Origin of the sequence: Halegenticoccus tardaugens, assembly GCF_004116405.1 — an archaeon.
Classification (GTDB): Archaea; Halobacteriota; Halobacteria; order Halobacteriales; family Haloferacaceae; genus Halegenticoccus; species Halegenticoccus tardaugens.
In genome coordinates this window covers 287,927-314,413 of record NZ_SDIC01000006.1, presented here as the reverse complement: position 1 = coordinate 314,413, position 26,487 = coordinate 287,927, and the positions used below count along the sequence as shown (strand labels likewise).

The 26,487-nt window shown below is 70.1% G+C and carries 28 protein-coding genes; 14 read left to right on the top strand and 14 right to left on the bottom strand.

The window, feature by feature from the left end; all coding sequences use genetic code 11:
* Positions 1-1,123, bottom strand: a 1,123-nt coding sequence (locus C3L37_RS17420; protein ID WP_129115865.1) for an AMP-binding protein, incomplete at its 3' end; no start/stop codon positions are given.
* 138 nt (positions 1,124-1,261) lie between these two features.
* Here C3L37_RS17420 and C3L37_RS17415 point away from each other — a divergent pair.
* Positions 1,262-1,642, top strand: a complete 381-nt coding sequence (locus C3L37_RS17415) for a halocyanin domain-containing protein (RefSeq protein WP_228546305.1) — start codon at positions 1,262-1,264, stop codon at positions 1,640-1,642.
* Positions 1,643-1,745: 103 nt separating this feature from the next.
* Here the strand turns inward: C3L37_RS17415 and C3L37_RS17410 are convergent, their stop codons facing one another.
* Positions 1,746-2,873 carry a mandelate racemase/muconate lactonizing enzyme family protein gene (locus tag C3L37_RS17410; protein WP_129115863.1) on the bottom strand — a complete coding sequence of 376 codons (1,128 nt, stop codon included), beginning with the start codon at positions 2,871-2,873 and terminating at the stop codon, positions 1,746-1,748.
* Between the two features lies 1 nt (position 2,874).
* The gene (locus C3L37_RS17405) at positions 2,875-3,810 is read right to left on the bottom strand and encodes a 1,4-dihydroxy-2-naphthoate polyprenyltransferase (protein WP_129115862.1); all 936 of its coding nucleotides are present in this window, start codon (positions 3,808-3,810) and stop codon (positions 2,875-2,877) included.
* Positions 3,811-3,945: 135 nt separating this feature from the next.
* Between C3L37_RS17405 and C3L37_RS17400 the strand changes: the two genes are divergently transcribed.
* Positions 3,946-5,244 carry an MFS transporter gene (locus C3L37_RS17400; protein WP_129115861.1) on the top strand — a complete coding sequence of 433 codons (1,299 nt, stop codon included), beginning with the start codon at positions 3,946-3,948 and terminating at the stop codon, positions 5,242-5,244.
* A 492-nt stretch (positions 5,245-5,736) separates the two neighbouring features.
* Here C3L37_RS17400 and C3L37_RS17395 read toward each other — a convergent pair whose 3' ends face one another.
* The 6 genes from C3L37_RS17395 to C3L37_RS17370 all read right to left on the bottom strand — a co-directional run bounded on the left by C3L37_RS17395 (position 5,737) and on the right by C3L37_RS17370 (position 11,685).
* Positions 5,737-6,648, bottom strand: coding sequence for a 1,4-dihydroxy-2-naphthoyl-CoA synthase (locus tag C3L37_RS17395; protein WP_129115860.1), 912 nt, complete (start codon positions 6,646-6,648; stop codon positions 5,737-5,739).
* 111 nt (positions 6,649-6,759) lie between these two features.
* The gene (locus C3L37_RS17390; RefSeq protein ID WP_129115859.1) at positions 6,760-7,254 is read right to left on the bottom strand and encodes a hypothetical protein; all 495 of its coding nucleotides are present in this window, start codon (positions 7,252-7,254) and stop codon (positions 6,760-6,762) included.
* Positions 7,255-7,337: 83 nt separating this feature from the next.
* A complete protein-coding gene (locus C3L37_RS17385; protein WP_129115858.1) occupies positions 7,338-7,673 on the bottom strand; it encodes a hypothetical protein in 336 nt (111 codons plus the stop codon).
* 67 nt (positions 7,674-7,740) lie between these two features.
* Positions 7,741-9,495: a 2-succinyl-5-enolpyruvyl-6-hydroxy-3-cyclohexene-1-carboxylic-acid synthase gene (menD, locus tag C3L37_RS17380; protein WP_129115857.1), complete on the bottom strand. Its 1,755-nt coding sequence runs from the start codon at positions 9,493-9,495 to the stop codon at positions 7,741-7,743.
* A 97-nt stretch (positions 9,496-9,592) separates the two neighbouring features.
* Positions 9,593-11,059 carry an isochorismate synthase gene (locus C3L37_RS17375; RefSeq protein WP_129115856.1) on the bottom strand — a complete coding sequence of 489 codons (1,467 nt, stop codon included), beginning with the start codon at positions 11,057-11,059 and terminating at the stop codon, positions 9,593-9,595.
* A gap of 32 nt (positions 11,060-11,091) precedes the next feature.
* Complete coding sequence (locus C3L37_RS17370; RefSeq protein ID WP_129115855.1) at positions 11,092-11,685, bottom strand: sulfite oxidase-like oxidoreductase; 594 nt, start codon at positions 11,683-11,685, stop codon at positions 11,092-11,094.
* 200 nt (positions 11,686-11,885) lie between these two features.
* Here C3L37_RS17370 and C3L37_RS17365 point away from each other — a divergent pair, with 200 nt between their 5' ends.
* The 3 genes from C3L37_RS17365 (at position 11,886) to C3L37_RS17355 (ending at position 14,257) form a co-directional block, all read left to right on the top strand.
* Positions 11,886-12,095 (top strand): ribbon-helix-helix domain-containing protein, encoded by a 210-nt coding sequence (locus C3L37_RS17365; RefSeq protein ID WP_129115854.1) that lies wholly within the window; start codon positions 11,886-11,888, stop codon positions 12,093-12,095.
* A 93-nt stretch (positions 12,096-12,188) separates the two neighbouring features.
* Entirely contained in the window at positions 12,189-12,467 is a 279-nt protein-coding gene (locus C3L37_RS17360; RefSeq protein WP_129115853.1) for a UPF0058 family protein, read from the top strand.
* A 101-nt stretch (positions 12,468-12,568) separates the two neighbouring features.
* Positions 12,569-14,257: a rhomboid family intramembrane serine protease gene (locus C3L37_RS17355; protein WP_129115852.1), complete on the top strand. Its 1,689-nt coding sequence runs from the start codon at positions 12,569-12,571 to the stop codon at positions 14,255-14,257.
* A 1-nt stretch (position 14,258) separates the two neighbouring features.
* Here C3L37_RS17355 and C3L37_RS17350 read toward each other — a convergent pair whose 3' ends face one another.
* The gene (locus C3L37_RS17350; protein ID WP_129115851.1) at positions 14,259-14,891 is read right to left on the bottom strand and encodes an METTL5 family protein; all 633 of its coding nucleotides are present in this window, start codon (positions 14,889-14,891) and stop codon (positions 14,259-14,261) included.
* Positions 14,891-15,304, bottom strand: a complete 414-nt coding sequence (locus C3L37_RS17345; protein WP_129115850.1) for a hypothetical protein — start codon at positions 15,302-15,304, stop codon at positions 14,891-14,893. The genes C3L37_RS17350 and C3L37_RS17345 overlap by 1 nt, the downstream gene beginning before the upstream one ends.
* A gap of 310 nt (positions 15,305-15,614) precedes the next feature.
* Here C3L37_RS17345 and C3L37_RS17340 point away from each other — a divergent pair, with 310 nt between their 5' ends.
* Positions 15,615-16,568, top strand: coding sequence for a transcription initiation factor IIB (locus C3L37_RS17340; RefSeq protein ID WP_129115849.1), 954 nt, complete (start codon positions 15,615-15,617; stop codon positions 16,566-16,568).
* Between the two features lie 25 nt (positions 16,569-16,593).
* On the opposite strand, the gene C3L37_RS17335 is transcribed toward C3L37_RS17340, so the two are convergent.
* Positions 16,594-18,228, bottom strand: a complete 1,635-nt coding sequence (locus C3L37_RS17335; protein ID WP_129115848.1) for a flippase activity-associated protein Agl23 — start codon at positions 18,226-18,228, stop codon at positions 16,594-16,596.
* Between the two features lie 146 nt (positions 18,229-18,374).
* Here C3L37_RS17335 and C3L37_RS17330 point away from each other — a divergent pair, with 146 nt between their 5' ends.
* Positions 18,375-18,875, top strand: a complete 501-nt coding sequence (locus tag C3L37_RS17330) for a universal stress protein (RefSeq protein ID WP_129115881.1) — start codon at positions 18,375-18,377, stop codon at positions 18,873-18,875.
* A gap of 49 nt (positions 18,876-18,924) precedes the next feature.
* Here the strand turns inward: C3L37_RS17330 and C3L37_RS24480 are convergent, their stop codons facing one another.
* Complete coding sequence (locus C3L37_RS24480) at positions 18,925-19,083, bottom strand: hypothetical protein (RefSeq protein WP_164974787.1); 159 nt, start codon at positions 19,081-19,083, stop codon at positions 18,925-18,927.
* Between the two features lie 196 nt (positions 19,084-19,279).
* Between C3L37_RS24480 and C3L37_RS17325 the strand changes: the two genes are divergently transcribed.
* Positions 19,280-19,615, top strand: a complete 336-nt coding sequence (locus C3L37_RS17325) for a 2Fe-2S iron-sulfur cluster-binding protein (RefSeq protein WP_129115847.1) — start codon at positions 19,280-19,282, stop codon at positions 19,613-19,615.
* 92 nt (positions 19,616-19,707) lie between these two features.
* On the opposite strand, the gene C3L37_RS17320 is transcribed toward C3L37_RS17325, so the two are convergent.
* A complete protein-coding gene (locus C3L37_RS17320; protein ID WP_129115846.1) occupies positions 19,708-20,895 on the bottom strand; it encodes an MBL fold metallo-hydrolase in 1,188 nt (395 codons plus the stop codon).
* A gap of 127 nt (positions 20,896-21,022) precedes the next feature.
* Between C3L37_RS17320 and C3L37_RS17315 the strand changes: the two genes are divergently transcribed.
* From C3L37_RS17315 to C3L37_RS17290, 6 genes are all read left to right on the top strand, one after another.
* The gene (locus tag C3L37_RS17315) at positions 21,023-21,658 is read left to right on the top strand and encodes a rubrerythrin family protein (RefSeq protein ID WP_129115845.1); all 636 of its coding nucleotides are present in this window, start codon (positions 21,023-21,025) and stop codon (positions 21,656-21,658) included.
* A 207-nt stretch (positions 21,659-21,865) separates the two neighbouring features.
* The gene (locus C3L37_RS17310; protein ID WP_129115844.1) at positions 21,866-22,063 is read left to right on the top strand and encodes a DUF7835 family putative zinc beta-ribbon protein; all 198 of its coding nucleotides are present in this window, start codon (positions 21,866-21,868) and stop codon (positions 22,061-22,063) included.
* 90 nt (positions 22,064-22,153) lie between these two features.
* On the top strand, positions 22,154-23,383 hold the full coding sequence (locus tag C3L37_RS17305; RefSeq protein WP_129115843.1) for an HAD family hydrolase: 1,230 nt from the start codon (positions 22,154-22,156) through the stop codon (positions 23,381-23,383).
* A gap of 142 nt (positions 23,384-23,525) precedes the next feature.
* Positions 23,526-23,975, top strand: a complete 450-nt coding sequence (locus C3L37_RS17300) for a luciferase domain-containing protein (RefSeq protein WP_129115842.1) — start codon at positions 23,526-23,528, stop codon at positions 23,973-23,975.
* 93 nt (positions 23,976-24,068) lie between these two features.
* Positions 24,069-25,307 carry a mandelate racemase/muconate lactonizing enzyme family protein gene (locus C3L37_RS17295; protein ID WP_129115841.1) on the top strand — a complete coding sequence of 413 codons (1,239 nt, stop codon included), beginning with the start codon at positions 24,069-24,071 and terminating at the stop codon, positions 25,305-25,307.
* Positions 25,308-25,476: 169 nt separating this feature from the next.
* Positions 25,477-26,457 carry an acetamidase/formamidase family protein gene (locus C3L37_RS17290; RefSeq protein ID WP_129115840.1) on the top strand — a complete coding sequence of 327 codons (981 nt, stop codon included), beginning with the start codon at positions 25,477-25,479 and terminating at the stop codon, positions 26,455-26,457.
* Positions 26,458-26,487: the final 30 nt, after the last annotated feature.

The following is a 26,487-nucleotide window of genomic DNA, read 5'->3' as shown; positions in this document are numbered from 1 at the left end:
TGGGACCGTGGATCACGAGTTCGCCCGTGATGGCCGCGAGGTCGACCTCGCTCTCGTCGACGGGGCCGCGCTCGACCGGCGCGACGGGCTCGAACGCCTCGTCGACCACCAGCGCCTCCACCCCCGGCAGCGTCTGCCCGATGCTGCCGACCCGACGTCCCCTGTCGGGGCTGTTGAAGTGCGTGACGGGGCTCGTCTCGGTCAGCCCGTAGCCCTCGTACAGTTCGACGCCGTACAGCTCCTCGAAGCGGCGGAGCACCTCGATCGGGATGCCCGCCCCGCCGACGCCGCACATCCGAAGCGACGAGAGGTCGAAGTCGGCGGCGTTCGGCTGGTTGATCACGTCATTGTACATCGCCGGCACGCCGTGCATCAGCGTGAGCCGTTCGTCCTCGATGAGAGACAGCGCCTCCTGTGCGTCCCACGACGGCCTCGGGTAGTACGCCCCGCCCTTGAACAGCGTCGCGTTCATCGTCACGGTCATCCCGTAGATGTGAAACAGCGGCAGCACGCCGAGCTGTTTGTCGCTGGCGCTGATCCCGTCCGGCGCGATCGCCGCCGCCGTCTCGGCGTTCGACGACAGGTTCCCGTGGGTGAGCAGCACGCCCTTCGGCCGCCCGGTCGTCCCCGACGTGTACGGCTGTACCGCCACTTCGTCGTCCGGCCGGTCGACGGTTTCGAACGCCGGGTCGGCGAGGAAGTCATCGAACGCGACCGCGTCCTCGGCGTCCGCGTCGCCGACGCTCACGACGTGCTCGACGTCGGTCCCCTCGCGCGCTTCCTCGACGAAGGGGACGAGGTCCGCGAGCGCGACGACGACGGTCGCCCCGCTGTCGGCCAGCAGGTGACCGATCTCCCGCGTCTTGTACTGGGGGTTCATCGGAACGACCACGCCGCCGGCGCGCAGCGTCCCGTGGAAGGCGACGACGTACTGGGGCAGGTTCGGCAGGTACACCGCGACCCGATCGCCCGCCCCGACGCCTCGGTCGGCGAGCCCCGACGCGAACGCGCCGATTCGGTCCCACAGCTCCAGATACGAGATCGACCGTCCCTCGAAGCCGACCGCCGTCTCCTCGGGGTAGTCCGTGACCGCGGCCGCGGCGTTCGTGACGAGGTTTGTCATGTGTGTAGTGGACACGTGGGGTTTCCCGAACTAATAATTATGCCCGTTTCGCCGACGGCGACGGCGGCATGTGGAGTCGCTTTTGTGCGCGGGCACCCAACCGGAACGGGTATGAGGAATCCTACCCGGCGATCCGCGATGCGTCTTTTCGGCGCGGCGGGTCTCGCGGCGATCGCGGGCTGTACCGGCGGCTCTCGCGGCAACGAGGGCGAAAGCGACGAACCGGTGGACGAAACCGGCGAGTCGGAGGTCGGCGTCGACGTCGGCGCGGGCAACGGCTACCAGTTCGACCCGACCTCGGTCCGCGTGTCGACCGGGACGACCGTCGTCTGGGAGTGGACCGGCCGCGGCGGCCAGCACAACGTCGCCGCCAGGGACGGGTCGTTCGAGAGCGAACTCGCCGTCGAAGCGGGAACGACGTTCTCCCACACGTTCGACGGGGCCGGAACCTACGAGTACGTCTGCGTTCCCCACGAACAGCAGGGGATGATCGGTGCCGTGGAAGTCGTCGAGGAGTGATTCCGGCGGAGCGGTCGGCTCCCTTCGGCGTCGACCGTCGATCGGCGAGGACGATCGGACGCCGCTACCGGTCCCGCATCGCCCCACCGGCCCCGCATCTCCCTCACCGATCCCACACCAGCGCGTCGAACGCGGCCCCGCAATTTCCCGGCCCGACCGGCACGCTCGCCTCCCCGTCCGCGACGGGAGCCGGATCGGCGTCGACCCCGAGATCCTCCGCCAGCAGTCCGCCGGTCGCCAGTCCGCACGGCGGCACGTCCGGAATCGCGGCGGCGACGTGGACGGCGGCCGCGCGGGCGACGGCGGCGTCGACGGTCGTGGTGACCACAGGGGTGACGCCGCGCTCCCGCGCGATGCGGGCGGCGCGGACGGTTTCGAGCGGCCCGCCGAGCGCCGCGGGTTTGAGGACGACGACGTCGGCGGCGTCCGCCCTCAGCGCGTCGTCGAGGCCGCGCCGGGCGATCGACTCGTCGAGCGCGACGTCGACGCCGCGACCGCGGAGCGCGGCGTGTCCCGCGAGGTCGGCGGCGGGAAGCGGCTGCTCGACGTAGGCGAGATCGAGCGCCGCGAGCGCGTCGACCGCGCGCTCGGCCGTGCCCCGGTCCCACGCGCCGTTCGCGTCCGCGCGGAGGATCGCGTCGTCGCCGACGGCGTCCCGGACCGCCCGAAGCCGATCGAGGTCCGCGCCGAGGTCTCGCGCGCCGACCTTGACCTTCAGGCAATCGTACCCTTCGGAGAGGGCGTCCTCCGCCGCCGCGACGGTCTCCGCGACCGAGCCGTCGCCGACGGTCGCGTTCACCGGAACCGAGGTGGGTGGCGTCCGGTCACCCACCGGGCCGTCGTCCGAATCGTCTGCGGACAGAACCGACGCGAGGGGGACGCCCTCGGCGCGAGCCGCGGCGTCGAGGACCGCGAGAGAGAGGCCGTGACGCGCTGCCGGAGCGCGGTCGAGGCGGTCGAGGCGGCCGAGGCGGCCGAGGCTATCGAAGCGATCGAGGCTATCGGAGCGATCGAAGTGACCGAGGCGGTCGAGATGGTCGAGACGGTCGAGCGCCGCGCGGCACGCCTCGAACGACTCCGTCCATCCCGGAAGCGGCGTCGCCTCGCCGACGCCGCGCTGCCCGCCGATTTCGACGCCGACGAGGAATCCCCGGCGGTCCGCGATCTCCCCCGTCGCCGTCCCGAGGGGACGTTTCAGCCGCACCGAGAACTCGCGGAGGCGCGGCGGCATCTCACACCGCCAGCCCGACGGCGAAGAGCAGCGCGAACGCCGCGAGCAGCTTGCCGGTCCGTTCGAGCGCCGGGTTCAGCGCCGCGCCGCCCGTCTCGGAGAGGACGGTTCGGGAGACGCGGACCGCGAGGGGGAGCGTGAGCCACGGGAGCAGCACCGCGGGCGAGTGGTCGGCGGCGAACCAGAGCCAGACCGGCACGGCGTACGCGAGCGCGAGCAGGCCGACGTACTGCGCGCGGCTGAACCCGTAACCGAATCGGACCGCGAGCGTCCGCTTGCCCGTCTCGGCGTCCTCCTCGCGGTCGCGGACGTTGTTCACGACGAGGATGTCCGTCGAGATGGCGGCGATCGGCAGGCTGGCGACGACGGCGGCGAGCGTGACGGTCCCCGGCGGCACGCCGAGCGGGAACGGCGACGCGAGGATCGACGCCGCCTGCACGTAGTACGTCCCGGTGACGGCGACCACGCCGAAGAAGACGAAGACGAAGAGGTCGCCGAGGCCGTGGTACCCGAGGGGGTACGGGCCGCCGGTGTAGGCGACGCCGCTGGCGACGGACAGGAGGCCGACGACGAGGATCGGGACGCCGCCGACGTAGACGAGGTAGGTGCCGACGATGATCGCCGCGGCGAAGGTGAGATAGGTCGCACGCTTCACCTCCTCGGGCGGGATGAGTCCGGACTGCGTGACGCGGGTGAACCCCTCCCGCGCGTCGGTGTCCGCGCCCTGGATCGCGTCGTAGTAGTCGTTCGCGAAGTTGGTGCCGATCTGGATGAGCGCCGCGCCGACGAACGCCGCGAACGCCGGGAGGGCGGCGAACACGCCGTCGCCGAGCGCGAGGCCGACGCCGACGAGCACCGGCGCGGCGGCCGCCGGGAGCGTCTGCGGGCGGGCGGCCATCAGCCAGGCCCTCGTCCGCGAGACGTTCTGCGTACTCATTACCGGCGTGTGGGATCGCCGGGAGGGTGAAGGTTCGGATTCGCGACGACCAGCGCGGCGGCCGGAACGGACCCGGGCCCGGCGCGGCTCTCCGGGACCGGTAACTACTCCCGCGCGCTGTGCGTCGCTCCGTCGGTGCGCACGCTCCGACGCTCCGCGTCCGACGTCCCCCGCGGGACGGCCCTCGTCGTCGGTCTCGTCAGCGGATCGCACGTCGCGAACCACATGTACCTCGTGCTGTTGCCGCCGGTGCTGCCGGCGCTCGCCCGCGAGTTCGACGTCAGCCTCGCGGCGCTCGGCGTCGCCATGGGCGCGCAGGCGTTCGTCAACACGGCCTGTCAGCTCCCGTACGGGTATCTCGCGGACAACCGCGATCGGACGCTGACGCTCGGGCTCTGTCTGACACTCGGATCGATCGGTGCCCTAATCTTGGCGCTCGCACCGACGTTCGAGTGGCTGCTCGTCGGGCAGATCGTCGTCGGACTCGGCGTCGCTGGCCACCACCCCGCGCACTTCCCGCTCCTCGCGGACGCGACCGCGGAGCGCAACCGAGCGCGGGCGTTCAGCGTCCACGGCTTCGCCGGCAACCTCGGCTTCGCGGCGCCGCCCGCGCTCATCACCGCGATCGTCGCCCACCCGGCGCTGACGTGGCGGCACGCGTTCGGACTGATCGGCGGGGCCGGCCTCCTGTACGCGGCGGTCGCGATAGCGATCCTCCTGCGCGGCGTCGACCCGTCGGTGCGGCGGCCGAACGTGGACGTGGACGTGAATGCGTCCGCCGGGCGGAAACCGCGGTCGGTCCGCGATCGGCTTCGCGCCGGAGTTCGATCGATCACGTCGGCCCCTGGCATCCTCGGGCTGGGGCTGTTCGCGCTCGTCGCCTCGACGGTGATGTGGGGCGTCACCTCGTTCGTCGTCGTGCTCCTCTCGGAGGGCTACGGACTGGACCCCGGAACGGCGAATCTCGCGCTGTCGGCGGCGTTCGTCGTCGGCGCCGGTCTCATCCTGGTCGGCTGCGACCTCGCCGACAGGGTCGGCCCCGGACCCGTCCTCGTCGGCAGCTACCTCCTCGTCGCGGCGTTCGTGTTCGCGCTCGCGTCGTTCGCCGTCCCACCGCTCGTCGCGGCCGCCTGTGCGGTCTTCGCCGGAAGCGTCGGGAGCCTCAGCCTCCCCGCCCGCGACAAGCTGGCCGACGCGCTCTCCGCCCGCGGCGACGTCGGGAAGAACTTCGCCGTGATCACGGTCGGCATCATGATCGGCAACGCCGTCGCGCCGCCGATCTTCGGCGCGCTCATCGAGTCGAGCGGCCTCCGCCCGGCGTTCGCGGCCATCGCCGCGGTCGCCCTCCTCGCCGTGGCGCTCGTCGGGACCATCGTCCGCCGCGTCGACGGCGCCGGGACCGGAGCGAAGGGAGCGGGGACCGGCGGCGACTGAGCGGACGTCGTCTCGTCGGAGGTGCGTGACGATTCGACTCTCCGTGGGAACGACAGCGTTTAGAGTACGCTTGGACTGGCTGTGAAACAGCTGTGAACACCTCGAAAGTCACACCCGCGGTGGGTGGCTGAACAACTGACGCGGGTGGGACTGAAAGGGGCCGCCGTCTCGGCGAACCCCGGCGACGTAAGCACCGCAGCGCGAGCGAGGAGCGCAGCGAGCCGCGGGAGCTGAGACGGCGGGGGCTTTCGACGTGGTTTCACTCCTCCCGAAGGCAACCACTCCGTCCTAGCTGAACACCGTCCGTGGGAAAGATACACTTCGAGGTGGAGAGGTTCCCGCTCGAACCCGGCGAAGAAGACGAGTGACGTCCGAGGGTATTGCGACGCGAAGAATTTCACCTCGCGTCCAGGCGGGCGCGACAGACGCCAATCGGGGAGCAACGTTCGGCATCGACGAGGCCCCGTGAGCGCCCCTGAGAGGCGGAAAACGTCAGTAGTGCCAGGGGAACCGCGAGAAGTCCGGCTCGCGCTTCTCCAGGAAGGCGTCGCGGCCCTCCCGGGCCTCCTCGGTCATGTACGCGAGGCGCGTCGCCTCGCCCGCGAACACCTGCTGGCCGACCATTCCGTCGTCGGCCATGTTGAACGCGAACTTCAGCATCCGGATCGCCGTGGGACTCTTCTTCGTGATCTCGTCGGCCCACTCCAGCGCGACCGACTCCAGCTTCTCGTGCGGGACCGCCTCGTTCGCCATCCCCATCTCGACCGCCTCCGCGGCGGAGTAGGTCTTTCCGCGGAAGAACACCTCGCGGGCCCGCTTCTGGCCGATCTGCCGGGCGAGGTAGGCGGAGCCGAACCCGCCGTCGAAGGAGGCCACGTCGGGGTCGGTCTGGAGGAACTTCGCGCGCTCCTCGGAGGCGAGCGTGAGGTCGCAGACGACGTGCAGCGAGTGGCCGCCGCCGACGGCCCACCCCGGCACCACCGCGACGACGGGCTTCGGCATGAAGCGGATGAGCCGCTGGACTTCGAGGACGTGCAGGCGGCCGGCCCTCGCCTCGCGGACGGCGGGATCGTTGTCGGCCGCCGCCTCGTCGTCGTCGCGGTACTCGTACCCCGAGTCGCCCCGGACGGACTGGTCGCCGCCGGCGCAGAACGCCCAGCCGCCGTCCTTCGGCGAGGGACCGTTCCCCGTCAGGAGGACGCAGCCGACGTCGGCCCGCTTTCTGGCGTGGTCGAGCGCCGCGTAGAGTTCGTCGACCGTGCCGGGGCGGAAGGCGTTCCGCACCTCCGGGCGGTCGAAGGCGATGCGGACCGCCGGCACGTCCACCGCCCGGTGGTAGGTGACGTCCTCGAACTCCCCCGTGACCTCCTCCCAGCGGTCGGCGTCCATAATCTCCGAGATCATGCCCGAGACGGGGGTCGGCGAGCGCAAAAAGATTCCCGTCCGAAGGCGACGCGGCCGCGACGGGTCGGCGGCCTCGCGGCCCGCGCCGCGGCGGCGATTCCGCGTCTACGATCACCGGTCGCGGTATTCTTCGATTCGGATCGCGATCGAAGGAAACGCGACGACGGCGGCGAGCGTCGCCCCGGCCGCCACCGCGCCCGCGACGACGACGTCCGTCGACGACCACGGGAGGTCGATTCCGGTGACGGATTCGGGAACCACGCGGGGCGTCGCGAGGGAGACGGCGACGAACAGCAGGTTGTAGTAGCCGACGCGGAGCGCGGCCAGGGACGGCGACACCGGCGGCCACGGCGGACCGACGCGGAGGCGGTCGTTCCGAACCGCGCCGATGCCGAACGCCGCCGCGGAAAGCGAGACGATCGCGACGAGCGTCGTCACCGCCCCCTGCGACAGCGCGACCCACAGCAGCGTCGGCAGCCCGAAGACGATCACCTCGACGGTCCCGTCGAAGAGCGTTTCGAGCCACGTGCCGACCGCGTCGTTCTCCTCGCGCGGCCGCAGCTGGCGCTCGTCGGCGGCGTAGTCGAATCCGCGGCGTCCAGCCATACCCCTGGGTTGCGTCGAATCCCCAATAAGTCCTCGGACGTCAGTTCGGCGCGTCCCGACTCGAACCGGGTCGCCGGCGAAGGCTACCTCGGTTTCGCCAGCGGTCCCGTGGGGCTCGTCAGCCAGGCGACCGCGAGGACCGTGGCCGCGGCGAGCAGGCCGAGCAGTATCTGCCCGGCGACGAGCAGTGCGTACGCGAGCACGAGGACGACGACGACGGCGGTGACGACGGCCCTGCCGGTGCTGAACGCGGGCGTGAGTCCGGCCGAAGCCGAGTACTCGGCGAGGATCCACGCGAGCGCGTAGAACGCCGCCGCGAGGAGCACGCCGACGAGCGGTCGCTGAACGAAGACGAAGAAGTACGCGAGAATCGCTGTGATGGCGGTCCAGACGGCGACGTTCCACGCGGCGGAGGGCATGCGCTCGCTACCGTGTCATCGGACAAAACTGTTTGCCGTCGTGACCGCTCCGCGAGCGCCGACGCGATCAGTCGGATCGGAGCGCCTCGCGGACGCTCGTCGCGATCGCCTCGCGGCGTCGGTGGCTCTCCTCGGCGTCCGTGACGGCCTCGACGAGGGTCGAACCCGGGGCGGCGACCGCCTCGGCGTACGCGTCGCGGAACGACTCCCGGTCGTCGGCGCGGACGTAGTCGAGGCCGAACAGGTCCCCGGTCGGCTCGAAGTCGAGGCCGTGGGGGGTCTTAAAGTGCGACGTGAAGGGCGGATCGAACGATTCGATGGGGAGCGTGTGGAAGATGCCGCCGCCGTCGTTGTTGACGAGGACGATCGTCGCGTCCACGTCGCAGCGACCGACGGCGAGCAGGCCGGACAGGTCGTGGTAGTACGCCAGATCGCCGACGACGAGCGTCAGGTGGTCCGTCGTGGCGCTGCCCGCGCCGAGCGCGGTGCTCGCGATTCCGTCGATGCCGCTCGCGCCGCGGTTGCCGAGGACGGTGAGGCTCTTCGACGTCGGGCGGGCGAACCGGTCCGCGTCGCGGACGGGCATGCTGTTCGAGACGAACAGCGTCGAGGGTTCCGGCGTGAGGTCGGCCACGTCGGCGAGGACGCGACCCTCGAAGAACCCGTCGGCGTCGGCGACGGCCTCCCAGTGGATCCGCTCGGCCCGCTCGAACAGCGCGCGCCACTCGGTATCGGCCGCGCCCGCCCCGCCGAGGAGCCGCGAGAGGCGTGCGGCGAGCCGCGACGGGTCGGCGACGACGAGGTCGGACGCGACGAACGCCGCCTCCCGCGGCTCGCCGGCGGGGTCGACGAGCAACTGTCGCGCGTCGATCCGGGCGAGGTACTCCAGGAGGGGCTTCGAGGTTGGCGACGCGCCGATCCGGAGGACGACCTCGGGATCGGGCCACGATCGGGTGACGGCCGGATCGAGGTAGCCGTCGTAGCCGCCCGCGACGGGCAGGACGCGCGTGTGCCCGCCGAAGCGGAGGCCCGAGAGCGGGTCCGCGAGGATCGGAAAGCCGGTCGCGTGGCCGAGCGCCGCGATCGCCTCCCTGTCGAATCCCGGGGGATCGGCGGGCCCGGCGACGACGAGGCCGCGGTCGGTCGACAGCGCCTCCGCGATTCGTCGAACCTCGCGGTCGTCGAGTTCCGGCGCGCCGGCCGCCGTTCGGAGGAACGCCCCCTCGCGCCCGTCGGCGGCGAGCGCCGGGAGGTCGTCCGGGACGTCGCCGGGCACCGGCGTCGGTTCCAGCGGCTTGCGGAACGGGAAGTTGAGGTGGACCGGTCCGGCGGGGGTGCCCGTCGCCTCGGCGAGCGCGCGCGCGGCGGTCGTCCGAAGCGACCGGAGCTTCCGCGGCTCCGCCTCCGGCTCCGGGAGATCCCTGTACCATCGGACGGCGTCGCCGTAGAGCTTCTCCTGGTCGATCGTCTGGTTCGCCCCGCCGTCGCGGAGTTCCGGCGGCCGGTCCGCCGTCAGGAGGAGCATCGGCACCCGCGCCTGCGACGCCTCGATCACGGCGGGGTGGTAGTTCGCCGCCGCCGTGCCCGAGGTGCAGACGAGCGGCGTCACGTCGCCGGTCCGGCGCGCCCGGCCGAGCGCGAAGAAGGCCGACGCGCGTTCGTCGAGGTGCGAGAAGACGTCGATCTCCTCGTGACGCGCGAACGCGGCCGTCAGCGGCGTCGACCGGCTCCCCGGCGTGATGCAGGCGGCCGAGACGCCGGCCGCCGCGAGTTCGTCGACGAAGACCCGTGCCCAGAGCGTGTTCCGGTTCGGTGCGGTCATCGCCGACGCTTGTGAGGCGAGCGTCAATACTCCGTCGGGACGGGTCGCGCGGAGACGCGTTTCTCGTCAGCCGGCGGGAGTCCCGCGATAGCCGGCCCTACTGCCGCTCCAGCTCGTCGAGGATCGGCCGGTACTTCAACTGCACCTCGTCCCACTCGCGATCCGGGTCGCTGTCGGCGACGATGCCGACGCCGGCGAACAGCGTCGCCGTCCGTCCCGACGCGACCGCAGAGCGCAGCGCGACGGCGAACGTCCCGTTGCCCGCCGCGTCGAACCAGCCGACGGGCGCGGCGTACCACCCGCGATCGAACGGTTCCGTCTCGCGGATCGTCTCCATGGCCAGTTCGGGCGGGAGACCACCCACCGCCGGGGTCGGGTGCAGCGCCTCCACGAGCGAGAGGACGTGCTCGTCGCGGTCGAGTTCGGCGGTGATCGGCGTCCAGAGGTGCTGGACGGTCGCCAGCCGGCGGATTCGCCGCTCGCCGGTCGAGACGGCGGCGGCGAAGGGCGCGAGCTGCTCGCGGATCGTCTCGGCGACGAGTTCGTGCTCGTGGATGTCCTTCTCGCTGTTTCGGAGCTCCGCCGCGAGCCACTCGTCCTCGGCGGGCGTCTCCCCCCGCCCGGTCGTTCCCGCGAGCGCCCCCGTCTCGACCGTCCGACCGCGGAGACCAACGAGGCGCTCCGGGGTCGCGCCGAAGAAGCTCGTCCGCGGGGCGTCTCGCTTCGCTCGCTTTTCGGAGGCGGCGCAGCCGTCTTGCGCTCCTCGCGGGTCCCCCTTCGAGAGGTCGGGCTCGACGAGAAAGCGGTGGCAGTCGGGGTACGTCCCGCCCAGCCGCGCGAGCGCGTCGGCGACCGACAGCTCCGACCCGAGAGTGCACTCGAGCGCCTGCGCGAGGACGACCTTCCGAAGCTCGCCGGAGCGGATGCGCTCTACCGCGGCGTTCACGCCCGCGTGCCAGTCGTCGATGTCGGTCGTCCGCCGCCGGGCGGCGACGCCCGGTGGGTCCGCGATCGGTCCCGGGTCCGCGAGACTGGCGAGGCGATCGCGCTCTCGGCCGAGCCGCGCTTCGACCGCCGCGGGCGTCGCGTCCGGGCCGACGGCGTTGACGGTGAGCCACGTCCCGTTGTCGGCGTCGGTGACCTGCACGCGCGGGAGGACGAAGCGCGCGCCGGGGAAGCGGCTCCACGCCGACCGGGCGTCGGTTCGGTCGTGATCGGCGGCGGTCGTCCCGTCGCGATCGTCGGGGGGCCCGTCTGGGTCGTCGTGGAACGCGAAGCCGCCGAACAGCCGCGGACAGGCGGCTTCGGTGCCGGCGTGGACGTCCCCGGCGGCGAAAAGCGCCCGCGCCGTCTCGCGGATCCGTCGAAACCGATCCGGCCCGGACGCGGTGAGCGCCGCCGCCGCGCCGCTCCCGACGACCATCGCCTCGTCGGGCGCGGTCCACACCGTCCGCGGCGCGGCGGCCTCGCGGACGACCGCCCGGAACGACGGCGGCGGGATGCGGACCGCCCGGCTGACGATCCCCTCGGCGGCGGCCGTCCGGTCCGCGCGCGGCGCGTTCATCACCAATCGGTCGGGACCCCGGACTCTTTACCCTAACTATAGCGCTCTTCGTTCCACGGGTTCGCCGTGTTCGAGTAGCCGCGAAGCTCCCAGTAGCCGCGCTCCGGCTCGGTGAGGAACTCGACGCCGTCGACCCACTTCGCCCCCTTGTAGGCGTACCTGTGCGGCGTGACGACGCGGAGCGGCCCGCCGTGGTCCGCCGGCAGCGGGTCGCCCTCGTACTCGTAGACGAACAGCACGTCGTCCCGCATGCACGCGTCGAGCGGGAGGTTCGTCGTGTACCCGTCAGTCGCGTGGAACATCACGTGGACGGCGTCGTCCCTCACGCCGGCGCGCTCGGCGATGGTGGGGAACGCGACGCCGGTGAACTCGCAGTCGAACTTGCTCCAGCCGGTCACGCAGTGAAAGTCCTGAATCTGCGTCTCGGACGGCAGGTCCTGAAACTCCTCCCAGGAGAGTTCGAGGTCGTTCTCGACCGCGCCCCACGCGTCGAAGCGCCACTCGTCCGGCTCCCACGACGGCGTTCCGCTCTTCGACAGCACGGGGAAGGCGGACGTCTCGCGCTGCCCCGGTGGGAGCCTGTCGCCCCCGTACTCCTCGTGTACGTCGGTGACGTCTCTCGCCATACCGGCGATTCGAGCGTCGCTCACGTATGGTTACCGACTCGGTCCGCTCGATACCGCTTTTCATCAAACGTGTTGCAAAAATCGGAGTTGTTCTTAGATATCAGTGAAATACATTTCAAAATACGCGTAGTACGATTGGTCGAAGCGGCCTCCACCCCGCCAAGTTTAAATAGACCCTCTTCAAAGCCCCGCACGTTCAGATGCCTAAAGTCGAGATCAACATCCCCGAACATCTGGAGATGCAGATCGCCCAGCTCGTCGAGCAGGGCGAGTTCGTCAACCGCGAAGAGGCGGTCGAAGACCTGCTCGCGACGGGCTTGAAAGCGTACAAGACGAGCGGTCCGATGGACGACGAACCGGGCTTCGAGGACGACGGAATGATGGGCCACGAAGACGAGTACGTCTTCTGAGTCGGCGTCCCCGCACACGCTCTACCGCCGCCCGGGGGAACCCGAACCGCCAACGTAACAATCCTTAAAACCGAAACGCGCGTACCCACGGACATGCACAAAGACGAACTCCTCGAACTCCACGAGCAGATGGTCATCATCATGGAGCACTTCCGGGCCCGCGAGAACGTCGACGACGCGCTGTTCGAGCCGTACGAGCAGCTCGGCGTCGACCCATCGCACGTGCACAAATCGAAGAGCGAGCACAAACACGCCGTGTTCGTCCTCGGTAACGCGCTCGCCACCGGGATGAGCGACGACGAGTTCTCCAGCGCCGGCCGCGTCGGCAAGCGGATGGAAGAACTCGCCAAGGACGCCGAGTCGAACCTGTAATCCGCGGTCGACCGGCGTCTCGGCCGCGAGCGGACGCCAGCGGGTGACCGCGTCGGCCTCGAACCAGCGGATTCAAGGCCGGACGACGGATTCTGTGAGCTATGGCACCGGCTCTCGGGTCGCGTTCCCTCCAGGCGCTCGCGGTCGTCCTCGCGCTCGTCGCCGCGCTCGCGGTCGTCCGCCTCCTCGACGGCCGGTTCGACCGCCGAACCGCCGCGCTCCGCGGTCGGTTCGTCGCCGGCGTCCCGTGGGGAACCGTCGCGTCCGCGCTGTTCGTGCTCGCCGTCTACCTCTTCGTTCAGGGCGGCTGGGATCGGTGGAACGCGCCCGTCACGATCCCCTTCGCCGCGTGGTCGTACTCCTACCCGCTCGGCGTGCTCGCCGCGGCCTTTTCTCACTCCGGACCCGGACACCTCACCGGCAACCTCGTCGCGACGCTGACGCTCGCACCCCTCGTCGAGTACGCGTGGGGACACTTTCCTCACGCTCGCGGGTCGGCTTCGTTCGGGTCCTGGCGGACGAACCCGTACGCCCGGGCGTTCGTCCTGTTCCCGCTCTGCGTGGTCGCGGGCGGGCTCCTGACGGCCGCGCTCAGCCTCGGTCCGGTCATCGGTTTCTCGGGCGTCGTCTTCGCGTTCGCCGGGTTCGCCCTCGTGTACTACCCGTTCGCCACCGTGCTCGCGCTCGCCGCCACGCGCGTCCTCCAGCTCGCGTACGACGCGCTCCTCCACCCGGTCTCGACCGCGACGAGCCGGACCACCTTCTCCGTCCCGTGGTTCGCGGACATCGCCGTGCAGGGGCACCTGCTCGGATTCCTCCTCGGGGCGCTCGCCGCGCTCTGGCTGGCGCGCCGGCGCGGCGACGATCTCCCGTCGGCGCTCCGACTGTGGACGGGGCTGTTGCTCTTCGCGGTGGCGCAATCGATGTGGGCCGTCTACTGGTTCCGCGGAAACGGGACGTACGTGCTCTACCGCGCCGTGGGATTCGTTCTCGTGGTGTTCCTGGCGACGCTTTTGACGGCGGCCGCGACGGCCCCCGATCGGAGACCGCTCGCGCGCGTCGCGGACGCGGGGGCGTCCGGTCGCGACACCGTTCGCGGCTACGTCGCCTCGATGAGCGGTCGCGAACTCGCGCTCGCGCTGCTGGTTTTCTTCGCGGCGGTCGTCGCGGGACCGGGCGTCGGCGTGAACCTGCTCTTCGCCGCGGACGACGGCGAGCTCCCCGGCGAGAGCGTGACGGTCCGCGACTACGAGGTGACGTACGCCGAGAACGTCTCCGACGGGATGGTCGCGGTGATAGACGTGGAGGCGTTCGGCGAGACGACGAGCGTGAACACGTCCGGGGTCATCGTCCGGAGCGGGGAGCGAAACGTGTGGATGACGGCCGTTCCCGAGTCGCGCCTCGCAACCGACGGAAACGCGAGCGTCCACGTGGGCGGCGTCGGCTGGCGCGAGACGGTCGTCGCGAGTCGGGAGGGGTGGAAGCCGGTCGGGGCCGACCCGGTGTACCGCGTGTCGCTCGCCGTCGACGGCGAGCGGAAACCGGCGTACGCGTCGCCCCCGTCGGTCGCCGAACCGGTCGTCGAGGGTCGGAACGTCTCGCTCGTCGCCGACCGCGGCGGGTTCTCGATCGTGGTTTACGACGGGGAGGGCGCTGCGTCCGGCCCGGTCCCGGGTGCGGACGAGCGAGTGACGATAGACGGCGTGGAGTTCGTGCGCGACGGGGAGAGGCTGTTCGCGAGGGCGGACGACACGCGGGTGCGGATCGCGACGAAGGAGCGGTACCGGTGAGCTAGCCGGTCCACTCGATCCGGAACACCTCGGTCTCGATCTCCGCCCTGTCCGCCTCGTGGAAGTCGAACTGCCTGTCGAGTTCGAAGGTCGCGCGAAAGGCGTGGGTCACCTCGCCGCCGTTGTCGGCCGCGAACGCCTCGACGAACGCCTCGCTCCCGGCGTTGTGCACCGAGTAGGAGACGTCCGCCATCGACGCCGCGGTCGCGAGAAACGGCCGGTCGGCCCCGCTGGCGCCGTCCTGCGCGCCGAACGGCGGGTTCATCACGACCGTGGTCGGTTCGGTCGGACACAGACACAGGGGCGCGCGCGCGGCGTCGCCGACGACCCAGTGGATCGGCGTGGTCGTGCCGACGCGTCGCTGGTTCTCCCGAGCGGTCCGGAGCGCCGACGGATCGAGTTCGAGGCCCACCACCCGGGCCGGGCCGCGCAGCGCCGCGCCGAGCGCGAGCATCCCCGTCCCCGTCCCGAGATCGACCACGGTCCGTCCCTCGACGTCGCCTTGGAGGTCCGCGACGTGGACGACGTGCGCCGCGAGATCCGGCGGAGTCGGATACTGTTCGAGCGCGACGCTCGGGTTCTCGAATCCGGCGACGACGGCGAGCTGGCCTTCGAGGGCGCGCTTCGTCGCCATCAGCCCGTCGTCCGGATGGAGAGGTCCGCGTCGCCGACGAGCGCGAGGTGAACCCCTTCGCGGCGCGCCCGCTCGGCGAGCGCGTCGAGGGCCGGTCGAACCTTCTCCGCGTCCTCCACCTCGTCGACGGCGAGTTCGAACCGGCTCGCGCCGAGGAAGGCGGCGGCCCGGACGTGCCCCCGAAGCCGATCCACCTCGGCCTGCGTCGCGAGCGAACAGTCCTCGCTGAAACAGCCCGCGACCGCGAACGTCGCGGGCTGGTATCTCTCCGCCGCGAGTTCCGCCTTCAGATCCCGGAGGTGCGAAGGTGCGAGGGATTCGAGCGCGTCGCCCGCGATCCGGACGGGGGTGACGTCCGACGGGCGACACGCCTCGACCGCCTGTTCCACGCTCGGCGAGTGTGACGTGCTCATCTCACCGTTGCATATTCTGCGGTTATACAAAAATCTTTGCAGATGCGCAGTAGTAATTCTCCCCGGCGCGTAATCGGGGGCGGTGGTTCGGGCGTCGGGTTCGCGACCGACGGTGAACACGACCGTTCGTCGACGGCGCGCCACCCGACCGTCCGGCGGTGACGTATCCGTGCGGTTCTTAAAGTAGGACGACTCCAAGATAATAACCGTACCGCTGCGCGAGACGCATCCGCGTCCTGAGGGCGCAGACACGTGTTCAAGAAGCGAACAGTACAAAGGTTTAAATTCACTCTTGCCCACAAACCTTATAATGGAGCGTCCCACCCGTCAGCGTCAGCGAGCGCACGAAACCGAACAGGAGTCGGACGAAACCGTACAATGCCCGGAGTGCGGCTCGGCGGAGATCGTTACGGACGCGAACCAGGGGGAACTCGTCTGCGACGACTGCGGTCTGGTCATCGACGAGCAGTCCATCGATCGGGGGCCCGAGTGGCGCGCGTTCAACCACTCGGAGCGACAGAGCAAGTCGCGCGTCGGCGCGCCGATCACGGAGACGATGCACGATCGTGGGTTGACGACGACGATCGACTGGAAGGACAAGGACGCGTACGGTCGATCGCTCTCGTCGGAAAAGCGCAGCCAGATGCACCGGCTGCGCAAGTGGCAGGAGCGCATCCGCACGAAGGACGCCGGCGAGCGCAACCTCCAGTTCGCGCTTTCGGAGATCGACCGCATGGCCAGCGCGCTGGGCGTCCCTCGCTCCGTTCGGGAGGTCGCGTCGGTGATCTACCGCCGGGCGCTGAGCGAGGACCTGATCCGCGGGCGCTCGATCGAGGGCGTCGCCACGAGCGCGCTCTACGCCGCCTGCCGGCAGGAGGGCATCCCCCGCAGCCTCGACGAGGTCGCCGAGGTCTCGCGCGTTCCGCAGAAGGAGATCGGGCGGACCTACCGCTACATCTCCCAGGAACTCGGCCTCGAACTCAAGCCCGTCGACCCCAAGCAGTTCGTCCCGCGCTTCGCCTCGGCGCTCGACCTGAGCGAGGAAGTGCAGGCGAAAGCCACGGAGATCATCGACGTGTCGGCCGAGCAGGGGTTGCTGTCTGGGAAGTCGCCGACGGGGTTTGCGGCGGCGGCGATCTACGCGGCGTCGCTGCTCTGTAACGAGAAGAAGACCCAGCGCGAGGTCGCCGACGTCGCGCAGGTGACCGAGGTCACGATCCGAAACAGGTATCAAGAACAGATCGAAGCGATGGGCTTTCGGTAGAAGCGTCGGCCGAAACCGAACACTTCTACGCCCGCGTGAACACGACGACCGTCCGGTTCCACAGCCCGAGCCTGTACTCCGCGACCTCGTAGCCGTCGAGCCGCGGTTCGAGTTCCTCGCGGTGGCTCGGCTCGGCGACGACGACCGGCGGGAACTCGGCGTCGTTCGCGACGTCCTCGGGACGCTGGACGCTCGACGTCTCCGCGTCCATTCGTTCGAAGTACCACGGCAGCGGGAGGCGCTCGCCCCACTCGTCCCCGACCGGCGGCTCGTCGTTTCCGGGTTCGTCGGAGGTGTAGAACGACTCGCCGACGTAGAGCACGTCGACGCCCTCGTTGCCCGCCATCGCCGCCGAGGCGTTGTCGACGAGCGGGCGCAGGTCGTCCGCCGGTTGAGCGTAGTGTGAGAGGGAGGTGTCCGACCCCTGGGGACCGTACACGTCGGCGGAGACGACCGCGCCGGTCTGGGCGACCGCGGCGATCAGAAAGAGCGACGCGACGCCGGCGTTTGCGGCGCTCTCGCGGCGGACGGCGCTCGCGCCGAAGCGGAGGAGGACCGCCCCGCCGACGGCCGCGGGGACGGCGAGCGGCGCGACCGCGTGGACGGCGACCCACGGCGCGCTCACCTCGGTGACGACTGGGAAGACGAGCAGGGCCGCGGCGCCCCAGTAGGTCGCGAAGGCGACGAGCGGTCGGCTCCGGCGGCCGTAGCGCTCGACGAGGACGCCGACGACCGCGAACGCCGAGAGCGCCAGCGCGCCGACGGCGAGAAAGCCGAGAAAGTCGAAGACGTAGGTGAGAAAGTCGTGGTCGACGCGGTACTCGACGCGGACGCCGTAGAACGTCCGGACGCTCCCGACGAGCGCGGCGTCGAGCACCGCGGGGAGGGTGAGCGGGTTCCACAGGTCCGGCGCGTTCGCCTCGCGCGAGCGAGGCGCGTAGAAGAACACGAACACGGCGACGGTCAGGAGGAACGCGCGGGCCAGCGGCGTCGCGCGGGCGCGGAGGGCGCGGGCGTAGCGGTCGAGCCGCGAGAGCGCGACCGCCGGGCCGTCGCCGCGCAGCCGAGCGTGATCGAACACCAGCAGGGCCGCGACGGTCCAGCACGCGAGGTAGGCGACGACGAACCCCGAGGTGGCGAGCGCGAGCCCCAGTGCGATCGCCCCGCCGTAGAGGTAGCGCCGGTCGTCGGCGTCGATCGCGCGGACCGCGCAGCCGACCGCGAGCAACCCGAAGACGGCGAGCGGCAGGTCCCCGCGAGCGGCGCGCGAGTAGTAGAGCAACAGCGGGTTGGCGGCGAGAAAGGCGGCGAGGACGACCGTCTCGTCGTCCCGGAGGCGACCGCGAAACAGGAGCGCGACGAGCGGGAACAGTCCGCCGAGGAGGGCCACGACGAGCCGCGCGGAGAAGTCCGACGCGCCGAGGAGCCCGAACACGTGGTTGTTCACGATCGGGAGGAACGGGCCGCCCGCGACGGGGCGGTACTCGAACGCGCCGGTCGCCGCGTACCGGAGGGTCCAGTAACCGACGCGCCCCTCGTCCCAGTGAAACGGGCGCGCGCCGAGGCCGACGAGGCGGGCCGCGAGCGCGACGGCGGCGAGCGCACAGACGGAGAGGATGACCCGGTCGGGGCGGCGATCCGGGTCGTCGAAGCGGGACATGTCCCCCCATGTAGAGTCCCCCGGCAAAGCCTTTCGGTTTCGCGAAACGGGGCGGGCGAGCGACCCCGTCAGCGACGATTCGGTGCGCGCAGTGACGACTTCGGTGCGTGGATTCACCTTCCCCGAGCGCGTACAGCGAAGACGGGATGTACACGGAGATACTGCTGCCGACGGACGGAAGCCCGCCCGCCGACGCGGCGCTGGAACACGCGTTCGACCTCGCGAAGCGATACGACGCGCGCCTCCACGCGCTGTTCGTCGTCCAAAACGACGTGTACACGCGATTCACCGCCGACGCCGGGGTCATCGCCAACGCCCTCGACGAGGAGGCCAGAGCCACCCTCGACGGGATCGAGGCGACCGCGTCGGAGAACGGAATCGACGTCGTCACCACGGTCGCGGAGGGTCGTCCCTACGAGGAAATTCTGGCGTACGCGGACGAGGCGGGGATCGACCTCGTGGTCATGGGAACACACGGCCGCAGCGGGCTGGACCGGTATCTCATCGGCAGCGTGACGGAACGGGTCGTCCGGGCCGCAGACGCCCCCGTGCTGACCGTTCGGTACCACGGGGAGGAAAGCGGAACCGAAGAAGGCGGAGCGGGTGAGAGCGAAACGGAAGGGAACGAGTCGACCGACGTGGCGTGAACCGACGAGAGCGGCGTCGGAGCCGAAGAGGAGCGGTCGCCGCGCGCCGTCACGCGACGCCGACTTCGAGGGGGCGTCGATTCGTCTTCAGGTACGCGTCGATGATCTCGATCTTCCGGTGGCGTTCGTGCAGGTGGCACCGCAGGTGGTTTTGGCTCACGAGCTCGCGCTCGCAGAGTGGGCAGGCGTGGACGACGGTGGTCGACATCGTGGGACAGGTTACGACGCGGATGGACAAAAGTGAGACGTCCGTCAGCGCGCCGATACTGCCAACCGAGCGGTGTTTCGCGGCGACCGATGGGTGGACGGACGCGCATCGTCCCGAAACGTCGACCGTTCCGACGGGAGACGGACGACACAAACCGGGATAAAGAGTTTTGCCGGGGTCATTCGTACTCCGTGATATGACCGAGTACACCGTCGAGTTCGTCGGCACGGGCGAGACCATCGAGATCTCCGACAAGCAGACCATCCTCAAAGCCTGCATCGAGGAGGGAATCGCACAGGAGTACTCGTGCCGCGTGGGGATGTGTCTCGCCTGCTCGGCGGAGATCGTCGAGGGCGAGGTGACACAGCCGGCCGCGCGCGGCCTGACCGACGAGGAGGCGGAGCGGTACGCCCTCACCTGCATGGCGCGACCGCAGAGCGATCTCAAGCTCGACCGCGGGAAGTACCCGCCGAGCATCGAGGCCGACGCGGAGGCGACGAACGACGCGGCCGCCGCTGCCGACGACGACTGAGCCGATTCTCGCCCCGGGTTCGCACCGGGCCGGTCGATTCCGAAAACCGCGAGCGACCGCCGTCGAACGGCGACCGCGGCCGCGCCGCCGACTCAGCCGCCCGTCGCCGCGCAGTTGTTCGGGCCGAGTTCGAGTTCGAAGGCCTCCTCGTCGTCCGTCTCTCGCCGACCGAGGTTGATCTCGACGATCTCCTCGTCGTTCGCCGGCCGCGGCGGCAGATCGGAGCGGACGAACTCGACGAACGCTGTCTCGTCCATCGACAGCGTCGCGAGGCGGTCGCGGAGGTCGTCGAGCGTCGCGGTGTACGTCCCGTCCGCGGCCGGCTCCGCGGCGTCGCCGTAGTGTCCGGGCGCGACGAGGGTATCCCCCGGAAGCGACGAGAGCAGGTCGCGGAGCGTCCGGTGGAGCCGCCGGGCGGCCGCGGGCGCGCCCTCGTCCCCCGATTCGAGGTCGGGGCGGGCGACGCTTTCGAGAAACAGGAGGTCGCCCGCGAACAGCAGGTCCCCGAGCCGGAACGCCGTCATCTCGGTCGTGTGCCCCGGCGCGTGGAGCGCCGCGAGCGTCGCGTCGCCGACGGCGAGTTCGTCGCCGTCCTCGACGGTCCGTAGCTCGAACGAGAGGCCCCGCTCTTCCGCGCCGGCCGGCGTGACCATCTCCGGATCGATCCCGGACGTGCGCGCCGCGGCGGCGACCGCGCGCAGCCCGCTCACGTGGTCCGCGTGGACGTGCGTGTCGACGGCGAACCGGAGTTCGGCACCGCGGTCGCGGGCGTCCTCGACGTACCGATCGGCGAACGCCCGGAGCGGGTCGACGACCGCCGCCTCGCCGTCGCTGACGACGAGGTACGCGAGACAGCCGCTCGACGGGCGGGCGTACTGGAGCACCGTCGCGTCCGGGTGGGGGATCTCGCGGGAGACGTAGACGCGCGCCCACCCCTCCATGCCGTCTTCGAGGTTCGTCGCCTCGATTCCGGCTGCGGAGAGGGCGCGGGCGACCTCGTCGCTCGCCTCTCCGCGGCCGCAGACGGCGACGACAGGCGATTCGAGGTCGTACTCGGCCGCGAGGTCGCCGACGGTTCCCGTCACCCGCGCGGCGACGAACTCGTTGTACGGGACCTGCGTCGCCTCGACGCTTTCCCCGGAGATGCGCCACTCCTCGAACTCGTCTCGGTCGCGCACGTCGAGGAGCGCGACGCGTTCGCCCGCCTCGATCCGCTCGTGAAGTTCCTCGGGCGAGAGGGCGGGTGCGGCGTCCGCGGAGTCGGGGGAGGGATCGGTCATGACGTTCCGTACGTCGTCGACGCTCAAAAGCGCGAGGCGCGGGAGACGTATAGAGCACCGGGGCCAGAGGTGCGCGGCGCCCCTCCTCGGGGGAACGTTGAAACGCCGCACGCCCCTCTCGACGAACATGGACGCCGACGCGTTCCGCGAGACGGTCGAGGAGGAGATGGGAACGGAGCTCGACCGCATCGGGTCGAGCAAGCTGCTCGTCGCGCTGACCGACGCCGAACTGGAGCGGGGACCGGTGCTCCGCGCCGCGGCGAACAGCGAGCACGCGGCCCGCGAGACGTTCCGGCGGTGGGCCGACGGCGAAGCCGACGACGGCGCGCGCGAGGCGTTCGAGCGGGTTCGCGATCGGGAGGCAGAACACTACGAGCGCGTCGTCGCGTCGATGGACGAGGAGTCGTTCGAACCGGCCGACGGCGGCCCGATGCACACGTACCTCCGCGGCCGGGAGGACACCGTTGAGAGAGTGGCGTCGGGGCTCGTCGGACGGGGCCTCGTGAGCCTGCGAACGCACGCGCAGCTCATCAGTTTCTTCGTCAACGAGGCCGACGAGTGGCGGGCGGATCTCTTCCGGGACTTGAAACGAGAGACGGGAGAGGAGGTCGATCTCGGACTGGAACTGCTGGCGGAGCGCTGCGAGACCGACGAGGACTGGGACCGCGCGCGGGCGGTGGCGGAGTACGTCATCCGGGTCGCCTACGACGACTACGCCGACTCGCTGGAGGCGATGGGCGTGAATCCGAAGTCGATCTGTTAGGCGTCGCTCGCCGCGAGGACCTCCCGAGAGTTTTCTCGACGTCCCGGACGATCGCGGGTTTCGAGGCTCAGCGTCGCTCCCGAGGACATTCTTTCATACAGACCTACGCCACATTTATACGCGCGCTTTGCGTCCTCTCGTCTGGGACGAAAGCGGCCCTCCAGACGCACAGAGTGCCGAACGTCACGCAGCAGGGAGCGATCGAGAATGAGTGAGAATCGACGACAGACCGGGGTAGTAGAACTGTGTGAGTACTGTGGCCGCGAAACGGAACACGAGGTCTCCATCGAGATCGTCACGGAGAGCCAAAAGGAGACCAACGCGGAGTTCTCGAAAGAACCCTACCGGATCAGCACGTGCCGCGCGTGCGGCAACAGCACTCGACTCAGGATGAACAACGCCTGACGTCGAAGCGCGAGTGTACGCTGAGCGGGATGAACCGGCCGTATCTGCGGTTCCCGAGGGGCTTATGACGGGCGGAGACAGTTCCCACGCATGGAGCGGTACGACCTTCTCTATCGGCTCTACGACGAGTTCGACACGGACACGCTTCGGGAGTACCAGGACTTCGTGGACGTGTTCCCGCCGGTCGACTCGCGCGTGGCGCTCGACCACTGGCAAGAGGCGAGCGACGAGCTGGAGCGCCGGAAGAACGAGATCCGCCGGGCGTTCGCCACCGGCGGGACGTTCGCCGAGATCGCGTCCCACGCCGACCGCGAGCAGGCCTTCACGGGGCTCGATCTGTACACGAAGTACGACCGCGCGGTGAACGCCCTCGTGCTCGACGTGGACGAGACGCTCCGGTCGGCCGGCGGAACGGACAACGAGATCCCCCGGGAGACGCTGCACGTGCTCACCGAGTTCCACGAGCGGGGCGTCCCGATCGTCATCTGCACGGGGCAGACGCTCGAAAACGTCAAGGGGTTCATGATCCAGGGACTCGGGAACGAACTCGTCCACTCGGGCGACCTGAGCATCGTCTACGAAGCCGGGACCGGGGTGTTCACGCCGGGGCACGGCTCGAAGACCAAGCAGCTGCTCTACGAGGGTCTCGACGACGAGATCCAGCGCGTCTTCGACGAGATCCGATCGCGCGTCCTCCCTGAAGCGCCCGACGACCTCCGGCGGGGCGTCCACCTGCAGGGCAACGAGTTCAACGTCACGCTCAAGCCGAACTTCGAGACGGGGAGCAGCCGCGCCGAGGAGGTGATCGACGGCGGGCTCGTCTACCTGCTCGACCTGCTCGGCGAGGCCATCGCGGACGACGACGCGGGGCCGACGTGGGCCCGCGCGTACTACGCGGACGCCGACCCCGAGATCCGGGAGGTGCTCGAATCGGAGGGCGAGGGCGTCGAACTCGACCCCGAGGCGATCCCGAAGGAGATCCGCGGGCGGTTCGAACGCATCGACGTGGCGTACTATCACGCCGACGCCGCGGAGATCGGCTCGCTCGAACTGAACAAGGTCGGCGGCGTCGAAGCCGCCCTCGACGTGCTCGCGGTCGACGACCCGTTCGTGCTCGTGATGGGCGACAGCAAGTCCGACCTCCGGGTGATGAAGTGGGCAGCAGCGAACGACCGCGGCGTCGCGGCCGCGCCCGGCCACGCCTCCCGCGACGTGCTGCGGCACGTGATGGAGACGGACGAACTGGTGTTCGACCGTGGGCAGTCGGCGGCGATGCTCCGGACGATCTACGTGCAGAACCTCCTCGCGAAGCTCGGGTGATCGCCTCCCGCCCGCCACCCGACGCCGGCGACCGAGTTTCGGCGGCGTTCGAGGCCAAGTTTCAGAACCGATAATTTGCGCGTCAGAGTTATTCTCCTCGGGAGCATATTCACTCGGGACCGACAGTGTCGAGGGTGAATCGATGAAAGTGCAACAACGTCTCGATCCGATCGTCCGCCGCGTCCGAGCGTGGCCCGGGGTGAGCGTCGAACCGCGCGGTTCGACGGGAGCCGAATTCTCGCTAGCGGGTACTGCGATCGGTGCCGTCCGCCCCGACGCGGGCGTGATCGACGTTCCGCTCACGCGGGAGTTGCGCGATCAGCTACTGACCGAAGGAAAGGCGGACCGCTACCCCGGCCGCCCCGACTGGGTGACGTTCCGCGTCCGAACGCCCGAGGACGTAAAGGACGGGCTCTGGCTGCTTCGGCTCGCGTACCTGTATAACCTCGTCGCGCTCCCCGACGACGCCCGGGCGCGCGTCGCGCCGGCCGTCCGAATCGGAGACCGGTTGGACCGACTGAACGCCTCGCCGGAGCTCCGCAGCCTCGTCGAGCGCGCCACGTCCGCCTCGTCCCGACCGTCGGGGTCGTGATCGGTCGGCCGCCCGGCCGCCGCCGGCCGATCGCCTCGCCCGCGTCGGTTCGGATCTCCAAAGATTTACCCTCCCTCGAATGAACGGCCAACTATGAGCCTCGACTACGCGAAGCTCCACGACCCGAACGCGGAGTACACGATGCGGGACCTCTCGGCGGAGACGATGGGCGTCACGGGCGAGCGAGGGGGCGGCCGAGACGTGGAGATCACGGACGTGCAGACGACGATGGTCGACGGCAACTTCCCGTGGACACTCGTCCGCGTCTACACCGACGCCGGCGTCGTCGGCACCGGCGAGGCGTACTGGGGCGCGGGCGTCCCGGAACTCATCGAGCGGATGAAGCCGTTCGTCGTCGGCGAGAACCCCCTCGACATCGACCGACTCTACGAGCACCTCGTCCAGAAGATGTCCGGGGAGGGGTCGATCGAGGGCGTCACCGTCACCGCCATCTCCGGCATCGAGATCGCGCTGCACGACCTCGCGGGCAAGATCCTCGACGTGCCGGCCTACCAGCTTCTCGGCGGGAAGTACCGCGACGAGGTCCGCGTCTACTGCGACTGCCACACGGCCGACGAGGCGGACCCCGAGGCGTGCGCCGACGAGGCAGAACGCGTCGTCGACGAACTCGGCTACGACGCGCTGAAGTTCGACCTCGACGTCCCGTCGGGGCTGGAGAAGGACCGCGCCAACCGCCACCTCCGACCGGGGGAGATCCGCCACAAGGCGGAGATCGTCGAGGCCGTCACGGAGCGCGTGAAGGACCGCGCGGACGCCGCGTTCGACTGCCACTGGACGTTCTCGTCGAACAGCGCGAAGCGGCTGGCCCGGGCCATCGAGGATTTCGACGTGTGGTGGCTCGAAGACCCCGTCCCGCCGGAGAACCACGACGTTCAGCGGATGGTCACCCAGAGCACGACGACGCCAATCACGGCCGGCGAGAACGTCTACCGAAAGCACGGCATGCGCCGCCTCCTCGAAGAGCAGGCGGTCGACATCGTCGCGCCGGACATGCCCAAGGTCGGCGGCATGCGCGAGACGCGGAAGATCGCGGACATGGCGGACACCTACTACGTCCCGGTCGCGATGCACAACGTCTCCTCGCCCGTCGCGACGATGGCGAGCGCGCACGTCGGCGCGGCCATCTCGAACTCCCTCGCCGTCGAGTACCACTCGTACCAGCTCGGCTGGTGGGAGGATCTGGTCGAAGAGACCGTCATCGAGGACGGGTACATCGAGATCCCCGAGGAGCCGGGTCTCGGCCTGACGCTCGACATGGACGCCGTCGAGGAGCACATGGTCGACGGCGAGACGTTGTTTGACGAGGCGTAAGCCTCATCGAGCCAGCGAATCTTCAATTTGCGTCGTTCGACGAGGCTTACGCCTCGTCGGGCGCGCAATGTCCCGATCTGCGCGGTTCGACGGGACGCGGGCGAGCCACCGTCGGACCGTTTCGCCGCGAACGCGGAGTTTATTCTGAACGATAATTAACAAATGGGGCATGAGCCAGCGCGAGGGCGCGGAGGTGCGCGACTACACCATCGACCACCGGCTGAGCGACGGGGAGCACAACGTCCACCGGGTCTGGGACAACGGCCTCGATCCCGCGTTGACGGTCGAGTCGGGAGACGTGATCCGGTTCGAGTGCCGCGACGCCGTCGACCGGCAGATAACCGTCGAGTCGACGCCCGAGGACTTCGCGAACGTCAGCTTCGACCCGGTCCACCCGCTGACGGGGCCCGTCGCCGTCGAGGGTGCAGCGCCCGGCGACGTCCTGCAGGTCGACCTGCTCGACTTCCAGCACAAGGGGTGGGGGTACACGGGCTTTCTCCCCGGGGAGATGGGGCTGGGCCTGCTCCCGGAGGACTTCCCGGACGCCGGCCTCCACGTCTGGGACCTCGACGGCGACGTCGGCCGGTTCGTGAACGGCATCGAGGTGCCGCTCGACCCGTTCCCGGGCGTCATCGGCGTCGCGCCCGGCGAGGGGGGCGAACACGACACGCTGCCGCCGCGGTCGGTCGGCGGAAACATGGACGTAAAGCAGATAACCGCCGGCTCGACCGTCTACCTCCCGGTCGAGGCGGAGGGCGCGCTGTTTTCGACCGGCGACTGCCACGCCGCGCAGGGCGACGGCGAGGTGTGCGTGACCGGCATCGAGGCCGAGATGTTCGTCACCGCGCGGCTCACCCTCCGGACGGACGTGGAGATCGAACAGCCGCAGCTCGAAACCGACGGGCCGTTCACCCCGACCGGCGCGGACGAGCGGATGTGCGGCACGACCGGCATCGCCGACGACCTGATGGAGGCGACGCGGAAGGCGATCCGCCACATGATCGAACACCTCCACGCCGAACGCGGCCTGACGCGGGGGGAGGCGTACATCCTCTGCTCGGCGGCCGTCGATCTGAAGATCAGCGAGGTGGTCGACGCGCCGAACTGGACCGTGACGGCGTTCCTGCCGGAGAGCATCTTCCCGGAGTAACGTCCCGGTCGAACGGTCCGTCGCGTCGAC